Annotated in this window: 15 protein-coding genes and 1 pseudogene; 7 read left to right on the top strand and 9 right to left on the bottom strand. The window is 65.2% G+C overall.

The features are described from left to right. Nucleotides 1-22: 22 nt before the first annotated feature. From G3N58_RS10475 to G3N58_RS10450, 6 genes are all read right to left on the bottom strand, one after another. Entirely contained in the window at nucleotides 23-694 is a 672-nt protein-coding gene (locus G3N58_RS10475; protein ID WP_205999112.1) for a DUF799 domain-containing protein, read from the bottom strand. Nucleotides 695-704: 10 nt separating this feature from the next. Beyond that, nucleotides 705-1,070, bottom strand: a complete 366-nt coding sequence (locus tag G3N58_RS10470) for a DUF4810 domain-containing protein (RefSeq protein WP_205999111.1) — start codon at nucleotides 1,068-1,070, stop codon at nucleotides 705-707. 209 nt (nucleotides 1,071-1,279) lie between these two features. Beyond that, complete coding sequence (locus G3N58_RS10465) at nucleotides 1,280-1,945, bottom strand: CsgG/HfaB family protein (protein WP_167038673.1); 666 nt, start codon at nucleotides 1,943-1,945, stop codon at nucleotides 1,280-1,282. 480 nt (nucleotides 1,946-2,425) lie between these two features. Further along, a complete protein-coding gene (locus G3N58_RS10460) occupies nucleotides 2,426-2,800 on the bottom strand; it encodes a copper resistance protein CopC (RefSeq protein ID WP_205999110.1) in 375 nt (124 codons plus the stop codon). 12 nt (nucleotides 2,801-2,812) lie between these two features. Continuing rightward, the gene (locus tag G3N58_RS10455; protein ID WP_167282891.1) at nucleotides 2,813-3,667 is read right to left on the bottom strand and encodes a hypothetical protein; all 855 of its coding nucleotides are present in this window, start codon (nucleotides 3,665-3,667) and stop codon (nucleotides 2,813-2,815) included. Between the two features lie 303 nt (nucleotides 3,668-3,970). Next, a complete protein-coding gene (locus G3N58_RS10450; protein ID WP_205999109.1) occupies nucleotides 3,971-4,417 on the bottom strand; it encodes a DUF2946 domain-containing protein in 447 nt (148 codons plus the stop codon). A gap of 231 nt (nucleotides 4,418-4,648) precedes the next feature. Here G3N58_RS10450 and G3N58_RS10445 point away from each other — a divergent pair, with 231 nt between their 5' ends. After that, nucleotides 4,649-5,998 (top strand): TAXI family TRAP transporter solute-binding subunit, encoded by a 1,350-nt coding sequence (locus G3N58_RS10445; RefSeq protein ID WP_205999108.1) that lies wholly within the window; start codon nucleotides 4,649-4,651, stop codon nucleotides 5,996-5,998. 255 nt (nucleotides 5,999-6,253) lie between these two features. On the opposite strand, the pseudogene G3N58_RS34135 reads toward G3N58_RS10445, so the two are convergent. Further along, nucleotides 6,254-6,520: pseudogene (locus G3N58_RS34135) on the bottom strand (PRC-barrel domain containing protein); the annotation flags it as partial. A 422-nt stretch (nucleotides 6,521-6,942) separates the two neighbouring features. Between G3N58_RS34135 and G3N58_RS10435 the strand changes: the two are divergent. Continuing rightward, a complete protein-coding gene (locus G3N58_RS10435) occupies nucleotides 6,943-8,337 on the top strand; it encodes an NCS2 family permease (RefSeq protein WP_205192734.1) in 1,395 nt (464 codons plus the stop codon). 270 nt (nucleotides 8,338-8,607) lie between these two features. After that, complete coding sequence (locus G3N58_RS10430; protein ID WP_205999107.1) at nucleotides 8,608-9,345, top strand: thioredoxin family protein; 738 nt, start codon at nucleotides 8,608-8,610, stop codon at nucleotides 9,343-9,345. Nucleotides 9,346-9,489: 144 nt separating this feature from the next. Here G3N58_RS10430 and G3N58_RS10425 read toward each other — a convergent pair whose 3' ends face one another. Both G3N58_RS10425 and G3N58_RS10420 read right to left on the bottom strand, forming a co-directional pair. Beyond that, nucleotides 9,490-9,672, bottom strand: coding sequence for a hypothetical protein (locus G3N58_RS10425; protein WP_167040339.1), 183 nt, complete (start codon nucleotides 9,670-9,672; stop codon nucleotides 9,490-9,492). A gap of 153 nt (nucleotides 9,673-9,825) precedes the next feature. Further along, a complete protein-coding gene (locus G3N58_RS10420; protein ID WP_205999106.1) occupies nucleotides 9,826-10,728 on the bottom strand; it encodes an NAD-dependent epimerase/dehydratase family protein in 903 nt (300 codons plus the stop codon). Between the two features lie 105 nt (nucleotides 10,729-10,833). Between G3N58_RS10420 and G3N58_RS10415 the strand changes: the two genes are divergently transcribed. The 4 genes from G3N58_RS10415 to hutU all read left to right on the top strand — a co-directional run bounded on the left by G3N58_RS10415 (nucleotide 10,834) and on the right by hutU (nucleotide 15,899). Beyond that, a complete protein-coding gene (locus tag G3N58_RS10415) occupies nucleotides 10,834-11,757 on the top strand; it encodes a LysR family transcriptional regulator (RefSeq protein WP_205999105.1) in 924 nt (307 codons plus the stop codon). Nucleotides 11,758-11,868: 111 nt separating this feature from the next. After that, the gene (gene hutH / locus G3N58_RS10410; protein ID WP_167284612.1) at nucleotides 11,869-13,389 is read left to right on the top strand and encodes a histidine ammonia-lyase; all 1,521 of its coding nucleotides are present in this window, start codon (nucleotides 11,869-11,871) and stop codon (nucleotides 13,387-13,389) included. Nucleotides 13,390-13,448: 59 nt separating this feature from the next. Then, nucleotides 13,449-14,144 carry a histidine utilization repressor gene (gene hutC / locus G3N58_RS10405; RefSeq protein WP_205999104.1) on the top strand — a complete coding sequence of 232 codons (696 nt, stop codon included), beginning with the start codon at nucleotides 13,449-13,451 and terminating at the stop codon, nucleotides 14,142-14,144. A gap of 66 nt (nucleotides 14,145-14,210) precedes the next feature. Continuing rightward, nucleotides 14,211-15,899, top strand: a complete 1,689-nt coding sequence (gene hutU, locus G3N58_RS10400) for a urocanate hydratase (RefSeq protein WP_205999103.1) — start codon at nucleotides 14,211-14,213, stop codon at nucleotides 15,897-15,899.

The raw sequence follows: 15,899 nt of genomic DNA, 5'->3' as shown, positions 1-15,899 counted from the left end.
GCGGCGCGGCAAGCGCGGCGCGTCAATCCGTGCCGTACTTCGGCGAACGCGGCCCATACAGCAGCCCGTTCGGCGGCCCTGCCGACAGCAGACGCGCGCTCGTCAGGCCCGCCACCTCGTGGCCTTCGTCCATCAGCGAATGCGCGACCTGCTTGACCGCCGCCTGCACGAGCATCCCGACGAGCCCGCCTCCTATGTTGACGTTCATGCCGACCTCTTTGCCGGTTGCGCTGCCGAGGCCTTGCCAGAGCACGTCGCCGGTTTTCAGATCGACGAGTTTCGCCGACGCGGCGACGACCGTCGTGCTGTCGATGATCTGGTAGACCGAGCCGTATTGCGTGATCTTCGAATACAGCACGGCGTCCGCGCCGAAGATGTCGCGCAGCTTCGCGGGCGCGACCTGCTCGATGTCATTTGGCGTCGTGAGGCCGTTCTGTTTGAAGGTCTCGTCCATCAGCGCGACCGGAATCACGTAGTAGCCGGCTTCCGCGAGCGGCAACGTCATTTGCGACAACACGCTCGACGACGCCTTCACGTCCGCCGTCTCATTCACGGGCGGCAACACGAGAATCGCGCGCGGCTGTGCTTTCTTGAACGCGGTGTAATCCGCATGATGCGGCTGGCTCGCGCACGCGGCCAGCAGGCCGAGAATCGACAGCGCCGACACGAGCTTCAGGGAAATCAGTTTCAGCATGGCGTAGCTCTTATTGTGGTTTGGACTTCTTCAACAGAAAGTCCATGTACGTCGACGATTCGGGGAACAGCTGCTCCTCGGCCACGAATTCCTGCTGCGCGTCCTGGTCCTTGCCGACGCTCGCGTACAGCATGCCCAGATGCGCATGGAAACCGGGCGGCGGCGTCTTGCCCTGGGCGCGGATCGTCTGCCGCGCTTTTTCGAGCGCGTCGATCTGCTGCTGCAGGCTCGACTGTCCCTTGAAATATTCGTAGACCTGCGGCTGATAAGCGTCCCATTGGTACAGCGGCGCGGGCCGTTGCGCCGCGCATCCGCCAAGCAGTGTCGCGGCGACGAGCGGCAACCATGCGCCTTTCGTCATGAAGGTGGTTTTCATTGGATCGATGAGGTGAGTCGAAAAAAGAGTGGGCAGCGCGATGCGGAACGTGGGGAGAAATTCGGTATGAAGTGTGATTTCAAGCGTGATTTCAAGCGCGACTTCAAACGTAATTTCAAACAGGATTTCAAGCGCAGCTTCGGACGTGAAGCGAATCGCGCGCCGCGCCGCATTGCGCTATTTGTGAGGTGTTCCGTTCTGGCGTGCGCTTATCTGGCGGCATTCAACGCGCCGGCATCGACCTGCTCGACGAGATGATTGACCGCTTCCTGAATCGCCAGATCGAGCACCTTGCCGTTCAGCGTCGAGTCGTAACCGGCGGTGCCGCCGAAGCCGATGATCTCGCGGTTCGACAGGCTGAATTCGCCCGCGCCCTGGCTCGACAGCACGACTTCGGACGTCGTCGTGTCGACGATATTGAGGTTGACCTTCGCGTAGGCGATCTGATTTTTGCCGCGGCCGAGAATGCCGAACAGTTGCTGATCGCCGACTTCCTTGCGGCCGAACTCGGTCACGTCGCCGGTCACGACGAAACGCGCGCCCTTCAGGTTCTGCGCTTTCTTCATGAACGCGGCTTCCTGCCTGATCTCGTCGAGATTGTCGCGATCGAGCACGTTGAAGCGATGCGTCTGTTGCAGACGCGTAATCAGGATTGTTTTCGCCTGGCTGCCGAGACGGTCGATACCGTCCGAGAAAATGCCGCGCATATAGCTCGAACGATTATCGAATTTGCCGAGCGAGACTTCGACCGGCTTGCCGGCATAAGGCGTTTGCGCACTGGAGACCACCGGCACCGGCAAGGTTTGCGACGATTCGGTTGCACAACCGCCCAAGGCGCCGGCGATGGAAAACAGCGCCAGCACGCCGAACTTCATAGACGTTTTCAAAGGATGGACCCCGATGGAAAGACCAGATAAACAGCTTCGCGAAGCGTCCGTTTCTTTTGCAGCGGACGTCGCCTGATCTGAATGATGAGCAATGGATCGCTTCGCAGCGGTGCTGCATGACGACGCGAACGGCAGGCGTTCGCGCGATGCCTGTCGCGCCGCCCAGCGGATCGCCACCTTATCGTGGCCGGCTGGCGCGAACTGTCACGCTTTGCAAAATACGTCGTACGTGTACAACGATTTCAGGAAATAAGCCTTGTCTGATTGATTCGAACTACTGCAAATCGGCTCGGCTTTTTATATGGTGACTCGGCGTTGGGATAGATGTTCTGGAACAGGCGAAATATGAGCCGCGCCATCGATGCTTTTAAAAACCCGATGACGCGGCCTGGCTTTTTAACCGGTTTTTCTACTGTTTTTTCCGGCGTCCTATCTCAGTCTTATTTCACCTCATTGCCCCGACTTCATTTACTTCACATCGAACCCATAATCGCCATGCGTGCGATGTCCATCCGATGCGACGGCCACCCAATGCACGGTGTAGTGTCCCGCGGCGAGCGTCGGCAACGGCACCGTCATCACGTCGGCCTGCTGCGCATCGACCGCGGACTTCTGCGCGTTGACCTGCTTGCCGCTCGCATCGGTGACGGTCAGCGAGCTGAACGCCGGTTCGAGCGGCCCGTCGAACGTGATCCGCACTTGCGCAGGCGAGGCGATCGTCGCGCCCGCGCCCGGCTCCTGCTTCTGCGGAAACACATGCGCGAATGCGGCGCTCGCGAGCGTGGCGCCGGCGAGCAATACGGCCGCGCGCAATGCGCGAGTCTTCAGGTTCTGTTTCATCATCGTTCTCCTGCGTTACTGAAAGAGTGGTTTGCCGAGCGTGGCGGGCGCGATATCGTCGAAGAACAGGTGCGCCTGCACCAGAATGCCGACGTGCGAGCCGCTTGCCCGGTTGAGCGGAATCTGCGCTTCGATGCCGAATTGCCCGTAGCGATTCATCCAGATGAAGCCCGGATTGACCGTGCCGGTCGTTTGTCCCTGGCTGCGCGACAGCGGAATTTCCACGAGCGGAATCAGGTTCGCGAACGGCTGCGGCAGACCGGTGTCGTGGACGTGCTGCTGCAGATACGGCAGGCTGTACTGCACCGTGAAGCCATAGTCGAACGCGTTCGGCTGACCCGCGCCGGTGGTCAGCGCGGAGCCCGCCTCGGCCGTTACCGCGACGGGCCGCAGATAGGCGAGCGAGTCCGGCAGATCGCCCATGCCCTTGCCGACGTAGACGGTCGGCGAGATCGTCGAGAAGTTGTCGGCAATCGCGCGACTGCCGGTGCCGCCGAGTTCGGCGTTCACGCCGATCGAGGTCATCAGTTCGTGCGGCTCGTTCACGTACAGCAGGTACTTGAGGCCGACGCCGAAGTTGTCGAAGCCGCGCGCGCCCGGGTTGTTCTGCATGACGTAGCCGCCGTCGACCGAGACCGCGAGGCGCGGCGTAATCAGCTTGTCGTATTCGAAGCTGAACGTGTTGACGCTCTGGTCGCCGTTGTCGCCCGGTACGCGTTGATGGCCGTACTCGAAGTCGGCTTCGTCGCCGACGCCGGGGTCGTCGACGGCAAGCGTCGAGGGAAAGACGCGGTCGCCCGCGATTGCATGGGCATGGGCGAGCGACGGCGCGCCCAGCGCGATCAAGGCCGTGAGCAAGGCCGCCGGCATGGCATGCGAGGCCGCGCCGACGGTTGCGTTGCAGGCCGCATTGAAGGCCGCGCCCGGCAGCCCGGCCGCGAAAGCGGCGACCGATGTGGTAACCGATACGGTAGCTGATGCGGCCGAAGCGCCGCACCGCGCCGGCGCGGCGGCCAACGCGAAAGCGGTGCGCGGCGCAGAGCCGCCGCGCGTTGCTGGAGTGTGCATGTGTGATCCTGTCTGTTCGGTTGCGACGGGCCGGCGCACGTCGGCGTATGAGCGTGCGCGAGCGGACGCGCGCGGCTGGGCGCGGCGCGTCGTCGAAAATGCGAGTCAGGAAGCGAACGGCGGGGCGCGAGGTTGCGCGAAGGCGAGCGGCTCGGCACGGCGTACGCTGTCGAAGCGAACCGCGACCTGCTGCCGATGCGTAGGGATCGCGACGGCGAACAGCGTCTCGATGCCCGGCATCACGGGCAGATGCGCGAGCAGACTGCAATAGCCGCAGGCGTCGCCATCCGACATCCACGCGTGCTTGCCGGGCGCATCGCCGGGCGCGCCGTCGTGCATCGGCATCGACATCCGCATGGCCGGCATCGATGCCCTAGCGCCGATCGCGTCGGCCTCCATGCCGTCCATCGACGCCCGGCAATGCGCGCCGGACAGCGCGGCAGCGGTGTCGCGGGCCGCGAGCGTATGCGAGATCGTCGGCGCGAGCGTCGTCATCAGGATCGCGAGCAATCCAAGCCAACTGCCGATCTTCCGGTGCAAACGGGTCAACATGCGGGGTAACGGGTGCGCGGCGCCAGGCGACGAAGTGACGGTCCTCGATCGATAGACCGCGAGATGCGCGAAATTATGCCATGCAAGAGCCCCGCGGCTCGTCCGCGCGCCGGCCTCGTCGCCTAAGCGCCACCGACGCGCCCGGGCGCGGTCAATAGAGCAAACTGCCGACGGCAAACCCGCCGCGCACAGGCGACAATGCCTGATCCCGGCTTCCGGCACGGAGTGTTCATGAAAGCGCAGCGCCCGCGTCCCTTGCCTCTGCCTCGCGAATCCACGCGTGCCGAATGGCGCCACCACGTGATGCCCTACTTCCTGACGGCGCTCGCGATCACGCTGGTGGTCGTGCTGATCGTCTGGATCGCGAACCCGGCGCCGCCGCGCACGATCACGATCAGCGCCGGCCCGCGCGACAGCTCGTTCATCGTCACCGCGAACCAGTACCGCAAGATCCTCGCGCGCAACGGCATCCACCTGAACGTGCTCGAATCGGAAGGCTCGGTGCAGAACCTGCAACGGCTGCTCGATCCGAAACAGCACGTCGATCTCGCGTTCGTGCAGGGCGGCGTCGCCGAGGGCGTCGATACGTCGTCGCTGGTGTCGCTCGGCAGCCTGTTCTATGTCCCGGTCGTCGTGTTCTATCGCGGCACGGGTTTGACGCAGCTCTCGCAGCTCGAAGGCAAAAAGATCGCGGTGGGCCGCGAGGGCAGCGGCACGCGGCTGCTCGCGCTGCAACTGCTCGCGGCCAACGGCATCGAACCCGGCGGCACGACCACGCTGGTGCCGAGCGACGGCCTGCAGGCCGCCACGCAACTGGTCGCGGGCAAGGTCGACGCGGCGATCCTCAGCGGCGATTCCGCGACGCGCGGGCTGATGCTGCGCCTGCTCAAGGTGCCCGGCATTTCGGTGATGAATTTCGACGAAGCGGCCGCCTATACGCGCCTCTTCCCGTTTCTCGACCAGATCGAATTGCCGCCCGGCGTGCTCGATCTGAAGCGGCGCATTCCGCCCGAGACCGTATATCTGGTCAGCCCGACCGTCGAACTCGTCGCGCGCAGCACGCTGCATCCGGCGATCTCCGATCTGCTTATCGAGGCGGCGCAGGAAGTGCATGGCCAGGCGGGGCTCCTGCAGCACGCGGGGCAGTTTCCGAATCCGGTCGCGCACGAGTATCAGATCAGCGACGACGCACTGCGCTACTACCGGACCGGCAAGGGCTTCCTGTACCGCACGCTGCCGTTCTGGATCGCCAGCATCGGCGACCGCACGCTCGTGCTGCTGCTACCGGTCGCGGTGCTGCTCCTGCCCGCGATGCGGGTGGTTCCGGCGCTCTACCGCTGGCGCGTGCGCTCGCGCATCTATCGCTACTACGGGATGCTGATCGCGATCGAACGGCACGCGCTCGCCGGGGCCACCGAAGAAGAGCGCGCCCATCTTCTCGCGCGCCTCGATCAGATCGAGGCGGCGCTGAACCGCCTGCGCATGCCGCTGGCGTACGCGGATGCGTTTTACGTACTGCGCGAACATGTGGGCTTCGTGCGCAGCCGGTTGTCGGCGGCGCGGCCCGTGATGGAGGCCTGAGGGGGGCCTGAGGGGGCCTTTTAAGTCTGAAAGTGCCGGGGGCAGTGCGTCGAAGCGGTGCCCTGACATGGGCACCTTGCCGTTCATGCGTGAAGCGGTGCCCTGCAACGGGCCCCTCGCGGTTTATGCCTCCGAGGGCGGTGCCGCCGGGGTATCGGCTTGCGTGCTTGCCGGCGCGGCTTGCTCACCGCCGGCTTGCGCGGCAGGCTGCGAACCGGCTTGCAGGCTGGTTTGATCGGCCTCGGCCGCCGCTACGGCATGGGCCTCGACCGGCGCGCTCGCGGGTTCGACCGGCATCACGGTCGCATCGACGATCGGTGCCTGCTGCGTCCCCCACAGCAGGCTGCCGCAGCCCGACAGCGCGGCGAGCGCGAGCAGCGAGAACACGGCGATGAGCGAGCGGAGCGGGCGGAATGAACGAAGAAGCGAACGAAGAAGCGAACGAAGCGAACCAGGCCGCTCGGGCGAGTGAATCGGCAGACGCCAGGCACGCGAGGCAGGGCGCGGAAAACCGCCAGTCATCAGGAAAAACTCCATGGGCCAGTGCGGACGGGCGCGATAAGCCGCCGCGGTTGGGACAGGTACGGGCCAGAGTTTAACCTGTGCGGCCGCGCCGGCCGCTTTCCGGGGACCGGGCGCGGGCGTCCGCGGGCCGTCGCGCGGCGTTTCGACGCATGCGGCGTGCCGCGCGAACCCGGCGGATTCGGGGGGCCGGGCCGTAGGTGTAAACGCGCGGCGCCCGCGTACGAGCCGCCGTCGCGTCAAAGATATAAGCCGCGCGACATGTCCGGCATGCCATTCATGCGATTGGACACATATTTGTCTTCGCCTACATTGCGAGACAGAAAAAGCGTCACCCCATTAAATCAATCCACGAGACGAACCTGATGATGGCTGCGGCAAGCGGCCGTTTCAGCGCGCTGATAAAGGAGGCACTCACCATGATGGAACCCCAGGCTCTCGCGAATCCCGAAGTCGCGAGCGAATCGTTCGACGCCGAATCGTTCGGCGCAAAGGGCTTTCTCGACCGCTATTTCGAAATCTCCGCGCGCGGCAGTTCGCAGCGCCAGGAGATCGTTGCGGGCATCACGACCTTCCTCGCGATGGTCTATTCCGTGTTCGTCGTGCCGGGCATGTTCGGCAAGGCGGGCTTCGACACCAGCGCGGTGTTCGTCGCCGTCTGTTTGACGACGGCATTCGGCTCGCTCTTGATGGGCGTGTGGGCGCGCCTGCCGATCGCGATCGGCTGCGCGATCTCGCTGACCGCGTTCACCGCATTCGGCCTCGTGCTCGGCAAGGGCCTGCATCCGACCGTCGCGCTCGGCGCGGTGTTCCTGATGGGCGTCGTGTTTACCGCGATCTCGGTGACGGGCGTGCGCTCGTGGATTCTGCGCAACCTGCCGACCGGCATCGCGCACGGCACCGGCATCGGCATCGGGCTCTTTCTGCTGCTGATCGCCGCGAACGACGTTGGGCTCGTCGTCAAGAATCCGGGCGCCGGCTTGCCGGTGTCGCTCGGGCATATCACGGCGTTGCCCGCGCTGATGTCGGTGGTGGGGCTCGCGGCGATTTTCGGGCTCGTGCGGCGGCGCGTGCCCGGCTCGATCCTGATCGTGATCGTCGCGATTTCGGCGCTCGGGCTCGCGATCGATCCGGCCGTCGCGTTTCACGGCGTGTTCGCGGTGCCGTCGCTGAGCGCGCCGGGCCATGCCTCGCTGATCGGCGCGATGGACGTGAAGGGCGCGCTGTCGATGGCGGTGCTGCCGAGCGTGCTCGCGCTCGTGATGACCGCCGTGTTCGACGCGACCGGCACGATCCGCGCGGTCGCGGGCCAGGCCGGGCAGCTCGACGCGAACGGCCGGATCATCAACGGCGGCCGCGCGCTGACCGCCGATTCGCTCAGCTCGATTTTCTCGGGCCTGCTCGGCGGCGCGCCGGCGGCTGCGTATATCGAGTCGACGGTCGGCGTGGCGGCGGGCGCGAAGACCGGCATGGCGGCGGCGGTGGTCGGCCTGCTGTTTCTGGTCGTGATGTTCTTCTCGCCGCTCGCGGGTCTGGTGCCTTCGTATGCGACGGCGCCCGCGCTGATGTACGTGGGTCTGCTGATGCTGTCGAACGTGAGCAAGCTGCATATGGATGACATGGTCGACGCGATGGCCGGGCTCGTGTGCGCGGTGTTCATCGTGCTGACCGCGAATATCGTGACCGGCATCATGCTCGGCTTCGCGACGCTCGTGATCGGACGTGTCGTGAGCGGCGAATATCGCAAGCTCAATATCGGCACGGTGGTGATCGCGGTCGTGCTGGTCGGGTTCTATCTGGGCGGCTGGGCGATCTGAGTTGCGTTGCAGGGAGTCGTTGTTTTTCAACGGCTGTTTTCACCAGCAGTTCTTCACCGGCTGTTCTCCACCCGTTGTTCTCCACTTTCACGCGGTACGTCGCGGTTCGATGCTTTGAGCCGCGGCGTACCGCGTGTCTTTTTCGCTCGCATTCCTTGCCGCACATGGCATGCCGTGCGAGTGCGCCGACCTGTCCTTGACTTTCGCGCTAGCGTTTCTAAACCATAAGTTCATGGTCAGGGCCCGCATCGCGCGGGAAAGGAGACGCAAATGGAACCGCAACACCGTATCGGCACGCGAGACGAGTGGCTGGCCGCGAGCCGCGCGCTGCTCGCCGAGGAAAAAGCGCATATGCGCGCCGGCGACGAACTCGCGCGCAAGCGTCGCGCGTTGCCGTGGGTCAAGGTCGACCAGACCTATACGTTCGACACGCCGCAAGGGCGCCGGACACTCGCGGAGCTATTCGACGGCCGCAGCCAGCTGATCGTCTATCACTTCATGCTGGGCGAGGATTGGGAAGAGGGCTGCGTCGGCTGCTCGTTCCTCTCGGATCATATGACCGGCATCGTCACGCATCTCGAACATCACGACGTGAGCTACGTGACGGTGTCGCACGCGCCGCTCGCGAAAATCGAGGCGTTCAGGCGGCGCATGGGCTGGACGTTTCCGTGGGTATCGTCGAACGGCAGCGAGTTCAATTTCGACTACCACGTGTCGTTCACGCCCGAGCAGCTGGCGAGCAGGACGGCGTTCTACAACTTCGTCGAGCAGGACGTCGGCATCGACGAGCAACACGGCCATAGCGTGTTCTACAAGGACGAAAACGGCGACGTGTATCACACGTACTCATGCTACGGACGCGGCGACGAGCGTTTCGTCGGCGTCTACGCGCATCTCGACATCGCACCGAAAGGCCGCAACGAGGCGAGCAATCTGACCGACTGGGTCAGGCATCACGATCGCTACGAGGACAAGGCGGGCGGCGCGTGTTTCGCGTGTGGTTCGTGAGCGATGCGATGAGGTGAGGCGCGGCTGCTGCGTGGCCTGTGCGTTGGCGTTGCGAAAAAGCGGCTGGAGATGGGCGTGTACGCGGCCGCTGTGCCGCGCGTGCCACCGATGCGTCGGTGCAGTATCGACGCGCTATCGGCGACGTTATAACGCCATGTCGAAGGCGGGCTTGAGGAACAGCTCCATTGCCATCACGGCGAGGCTCATCGCGGCAGCGGCGAGGGTCAAGACGCCGTATTCGTCGTAGCGCGCGTCGTAGAGGCACGCGATAACGAACAGAATCGCCAGCAGGTTGGTCAGCCAGTCGAAATTCAGCGCGAGGGTCATCGATTGGGTCCGGGCTCGTGTGCGATGCGGACGGTCGAATCGCACGGTCAAATCGGCGCGATTCTATCGAAACGAGCTTACGGATTCGCAACGGCTGCGCTTACACAGATTACGGGGCGCCACGCCCGGCGCGGCGCCCCGTCCGGCGTCCGGTTACGCCGCCATCATGTCGTGCTCGATCCACTCGATCACCGAGGTGCGGCGCGGTTGCCAGCCGAGCAGCGTGCGTGCGCGCCCGCCGCGCACGCGGCTGTTCGAGCCGAGGCCGTACGACGCCATTTCGTAGCCCCATTCCTGCTTCGCGTCTTCGAGCGGCCAGTCCTGCGGCGCGCCGAGCTTCATCGCGCGCGCGATCGCGGCGCTCATGTCGCGGAACGACGCTTCGCCGCTTTCGACGAAATAGAACGTGCCGGCCGGCGTCTTGTCGAGCGCGAGGCGATACAGCTCGGCGACGTCGTCGATATGCACGTTCGACCAGACGTTGCCGCCGCTGCCCACGTGCCGCACCACGCCGCTCTTCTGCGCCTGACGCACGAGCCGCGGCAGTTGCACGCTGGCGCTGCCCGCCACCGCGCCGTGGCCGTAGATCAGCGTGTTGCACAGCACGGCCGAACGGATGTTCCGCTGTGCCGCGTCGAGCACGAGCCGGTCGATCGCGACGCGCGGGGCCTTGTCGGCGGTCGGCGTGGGCAGCGCGTCTTCGTGATAGACGCTAGCTTCACCGGCTTCGCCGCCCGAGGCATCGCCGACGATGCTCGAACCGCTCGTATGCAGGAACACCTTGCCGGAGCCGGCGAGCCCGTCGATCAGCGCGCGCACCGCGCCTTCGTGGTCGCTGCTCGCGGTGTTGATGACGGCGTCGGCCGCTTGCGCTTCGGCGCTCAGCAACGCGCTGTCGTCGAGCGTGCCGATGACGGGCTCGATGCCGAGCCGCTGCAACTCCGCGCTCTGTTCGGGATTGCGGATCAGACCGCGCACGTGATGGCCGGCGCGCACCAGATGCGCCGCGATCGAGCCGCCGATAAAACCGCTTGCGCCTGTAACGAAAATCTTCAAGACATTCTCCTTGATGCAATGACGGGGACAGGCACGCAGTATCGCCCGCATCGATTTTCGCAAAAAGCGTGTTAGTCTCAAATCAATCTTGATTTCGAGTCAATAATGAAAACGTCCACCGACGAATTGCTCGTGTTCGTCACCGTGATCGACTGCGGCTCGATCACGGCGGCGGCCGAGAAGCTGGGGCAGACTGTCTCCGGCGTGAGCCGCGCGCTCACGCGCCTCGAACAGAAGCTCGATACCGCGCTCGTGCGGCGCACGACGCGCCGCCTGCATCTGACCGAAGAGGGCGAGGCGTTCCTGCGGCGCGCCCGCGCGATTCTCGACGCGCTCGAAGAAGCCGAGGAGTCGGTCGCGCGCGGCCGCGAGCGGCCATCGGGGCGCTTGCGCGTCGATGCGGCGTCGCCGTTCATGCTTCACTGCATCGCGCCGCATATGACGGCGTTTTCCGCGCTGTATCCGGAGATCCGGCTCGAACTGACGAGCAACGAGCGCATCGTCGATCTGCTCGAACAGAAGGTCGACATCGCGATCCGCATCGGCGCATTGCAGGACTCGACGCTGCATGCGCGCGCGCTCGGCAGCAGTAAACTGCGCGTGCTCGCGAGCCCGGCGTATCTCGCCGAATACGGAGAACCGGCGACGCTCGACGCGTTGCGCGCGCATCGGCTGATCGGCTTCACCGCGCCCGAGCATCTGAACCGCTGGCCGTTGCGCGAGGGCGGCAAGGGGCGCAAGCGCGGCCAGGCTCACGACGACGCGGCGCCACGGCTGAAGATCGAGCCGTCGATCACCGCGTCGAGCGGCGAGACGCTGCGGCAACTGGCGCTGTCGGGCTGGGGCATCGCCTGTCTCGCCGATTTCATGACTGCTGCCGACGTGCGCGAGAACCGCCTCGTGCCGATTCTCGGCAACCTGCTCGTCGACGAGCGGCAGCCGGTAAACGCGGTGTACTACCAGAGCGCGTCGCTCGCGGGGCGCGTGCAGTGCTTTCTGGATTTCATGGCGGGCAGGGTGACGCTGTAGCGGGGCGCGAATCATGGAAATCCCCAGGCGGGAAAGCTTGAAAAAGAAGTTGTATATACAAGATCGCCGAGCTAGACTTATTTGAACTTGTATAGACAGGACCCCACCACCATGATGCTGAAGCCCGGCCACCTGACTCTCCCGCAACTGCGCCGGATCGCCCGCGAGCCGGTCACGCTGCAACTCGATCCCGCGAGCCACGCCGCCATCGACGCCTGCGCGCAGGCCGTCGCCGACATCACCGCGAAGGGCGAGCCGGCCTACGGCATCAACACCGGTTTCGGCCGCCTCGCCAGCACGCATATCCCGCGCGAACAACTCGAACTGCTGCAACGCAATCTGGTGCTGTCGCATGCGGTCGGCGTCGGCGAGCCGATGTCGCGCCCGGTCGTGCGTCTGCTGATGGCGCTGAAGCTGTCGAGCCTCGGCCGCGGCCACTCGGGCATTCGCCGCGAAGTCATGGAAGCCCTGCTCGCGCTGTTCAACGCCGACGTGCTGCCGGTGATTCCGGTCAAGGGTTCGGTCGGCGCATCGGGCGACCTCGCGCCGCTCGCGCATATGTCGGCGGTGCTGCTCGGCGTCGGCGAAGTGTTCGCGAAGGGCGAGCGCCTGCCGGCCACCGAAGGTCTTGCACTCGTTGGCCTCAAGCCGCTCACCTTGCAGGCGAAGGAAGGTCTCGCGCTACTCAACGGCACGCAGGCGTCGGCCGCGCTCGCGCTCTACAACCTGTTCGCGATCGAAGACCTGTACCGCACGGCGCTCGTGGCCGGCGCGCTGTCGGTGGATGCGGCGATGGGCTCGGTCAAGCCGTTCGATGCGCGCATTCACGAACTGCGCGGCCATCGCGGCCAGATCGACGCGGCGGCGGCTTACCGGTCGCTGCTGCAAGGCTCGGGCATCAACGTCTCGCACGCCGACTGCGACAAGGTGCAGGACCCGTACAGCTTGCGCTGCCAGCCGCAGGTGATGGGCGCCTGTCTCGACCAGATGCGCCAGGCTGCCGCAACGCTGCTGACCGAAGCGAACGCGGTCTCCGACAACCCGCTGATTTTCCCGGACACCGGCGAAGTGCTGTCGGGGGGCAATTTTCACGCCGAACCGGTCGCGTTCGCGGCCGATAATCTCGCGCTGGCCGCTGCGGAAATCGGCGCGCTCGCCGAGCGCCGCATCGCCTTGCTGATCGACGCGACGCTGTCGGGCCTGCCGCCGTTCCTCGTGAAAGACGGCGGCGTGAACTCGGGCTTCATGATCGCGCACGTCACGGCCGCTGCGCTCGCCTCGGAAAACAAGACACTCGCGCATCCGGCCTCGGTCGATTCGCTGCCGACGTCCGCGAACCAGGAAGACCATGTGTCGATGGCGACGTTCGCGGCGCGCAAGCTCGGCGACATCGCCGACAACACCGCCAACATTCTCTCGATCGAACTGCTGGCCGCGGCGCAAGGCGTCGATCTGCGCGCGCCGCACCGCACCAGCCCGAGTTTGCAGAAAGTGATGGACGTGGTGCGCAAGAACGTGCCGCACTACGAACTCGATCACTACTTCGCGCCGGACATCGCGGCCGTCACGAAGCTCGTGCAGGACGGCACGATCGCCAAGCTGAGCCCGTTCTCGTTCGTCTCCGAGCAGTAAGCCAACCCGGTAGGCCAACCCGGCCGTCACCGCTACTATCCGGCACGCGGATCACGCCAATGAACGCACCCGCTTATCAGGGCATCAAGGACTTCATCCTCGCGCGCATTCATGCGGGCGAATGGGCCGAAGGCGACCAGGTGCCGTCCGAAAACGAACTGGCGCGCGAGTTCAACGTCGCGCGCATGACGGTCAACCGCGCATTGCGCGAGTTGACCTCGGAGCAGGTGCTCACGCGCGTGCAAGGTTCGGGCACGTTCGTCGCCCGTCCCAAGTACGAATCGACGCTGGTCGCGATCCGCAGCATCTCCGATGAAATCGTCGCGCGCGGCCATCGCTATCACGCCCGAGTGCTCGACATCGGCGCGAGCATCGCCGATGCGGAGCTTGCCGACGAAATGCAGGTGAGCGCGGGCAGCCGCGTATTTCATTCGCGCCTGCTGCATTTCGAAAACGACGAGCCGGTGCAGCTCGAAGCGCGCTGGGTCAATCCGGCCGTCGCGCCCGAGTATGCGTTGCAGGACTTCACGAACACGACGCCGAACCAGTATCTCGTGCGCGTCGCGCCGCTGCAGCGGGTCGAGTACCGCATCGAGGCGCTGGCGGCCGACGACGGCACGCGCCAGTTGCTGAGCATGGATGAACGCGAGCCGTGCCTCGTGCTGCATCGTCGTACGTGGTCGCAAAGCCAGGTCGCCTCGATCGCCAATCTGTGGCATCCGGGCAGCCGCTACCGCTTCACCGGGCACTTCTGATCCGATTGCGTTTTTTTACCATCGCCGAATTCGTTATCGAACAGCTTCAAGCATCCGAGGGACATCATGAACAATCCTAAGCATATCGATCCGCGTCTCGACCCGACCCGCACGATCCGCGCACCGCGCGGCGCGGAAAAGACCTGCAAGACGTGGATCGCGGAAGCCGCGTACCGGATGATCCAGAACAATCTGGACCCCGAAGTCGCCGAGCATCCGCACGCGCTCGTCGTGTACGGCGGCATCGGCCGCGCCGCGCGCAACTGGGATTGCTTCGACCAGATCCTCGCGTCGCTGAAGGACCTGAACGAAGACGAAACGCTGCTGATTCAATCGGGCAAGCCGGTCGGCGTGTTCCGCACGCATGCCGACGCGCCGCGCGTGCTGCTCGCGAACTCGAACCTCGTGCCGCACTGGGCGACGTGGGAACACTTCCACGAACTCGACCGCAAGGGTTTGATGATGTACGGCCAGATGACCGCGGGCAGCTGGATCTACATCGGCAGCCAGGGCATCGTGCAGGGCACCTACGAGACGTTCTTCGCGGTCGCGAACCAGCACTTCAACGGCGCCCCGCAAGGCCGCTGGATTCTCACTGGCGGTCTCGGCGGCATGGGCGGCGCGCAGCCGCTCGCGGCAACGATGGCGGGCTTCTCGATGATCGCGGTCGAATGCGACGAGACGCGCATCGACTTCCGTCTGAAGACGCGCTACGTCGATAAAAAGGCAAAGACGCTCGACGAAGCGCTCGCCATGCTAGACGAAGCGAAGCGGAGCGGCACGCCGGTATCGGTCGGGCTGCTCGGCAATGCGGCCGACGTGTTCGCCGAGTGCGTCGCGCGCGGCATCACGCCGGACTGCGTGACCGATCAAACCAGCGCGCACGATCCGATTCATGGCTATCTGCCGCAAGGCTGGACCGTCGAAGACTGGCGCGAGCGTCAGAAGACCGCGCCCGAGAGTATCGTCACGCCGGCCAAGCAGTCGATGGCGAAGCAGGTGCAGGCGATGCTGACGCTGCAGGAACGCGGCGCGGCGACGCTCGACTACGGCAACAACATCCGCCAGATGGCGCTCGAAATGGGCGTCGACAACGCCTTCGATTTTCCGGGCTTCGTGCCGGCGTATATCCGCCCGCTGTTCTGCGAGGGCAAGGGCCCGTTCCGCTGGGTCGCGCTGTCGGGCGATCCGGAAGACATCTACAAGACCGATGCGAAGGTCAAGGAGCTGATTCCCGACGACCCGCATCTGCATAACTGGCTCGACATGGCGCGTGAACGCATCGCGTTTCAGGGGCTGCCGGCGCGGATCTGCTGGGTCGGCGTGAAGGATCGGTATCGGCTCGGCCAGGCGTTCAACGAGATGGTCCGCAACGGCGAACTGAAGGCACCGATCGTGATCGGCCGCGATCACCTCGACACCGGTTCGGTGGCGAGCCCGAACCGCGAAACCGAATCGATGAAGGACGGCTCGGACGCGGTCAGCGACTGGCCGCTGCTCAACGCGCTGCTCAATACGGCGGGCGGGGCGTCGTGGGTCTCGCTGCATCATGGCGGCGGCGTCGGTATGGGCTTCTCGCAGCACGCGGGCGTCGTGATCGTCGCGGACGGCACCGATGCCGCGCACCAGCGTCTCGGCCGCGTGCTGTTCAACGATCCGGCCACCGGCGTGATGCGTCACGCGGATGCGGGCTATGAACTCGCGCAGCAGACCGCGCGCGAGGCGGGCCTCGATCTGCCGATGCTCGGCCGCTGA

Origin of the sequence: Paraburkholderia sp. Ac-20342 (genome assembly GCF_017104985.1) — a bacterium.
Taxonomy (GTDB): Bacteria; Pseudomonadota; Gammaproteobacteria; order Burkholderiales; family Burkholderiaceae; genus Paraburkholderia.
Note: the sequence above shows the minus strand (reverse complement) of the source record. Positions and strands in the feature narration are given on the sequence as shown.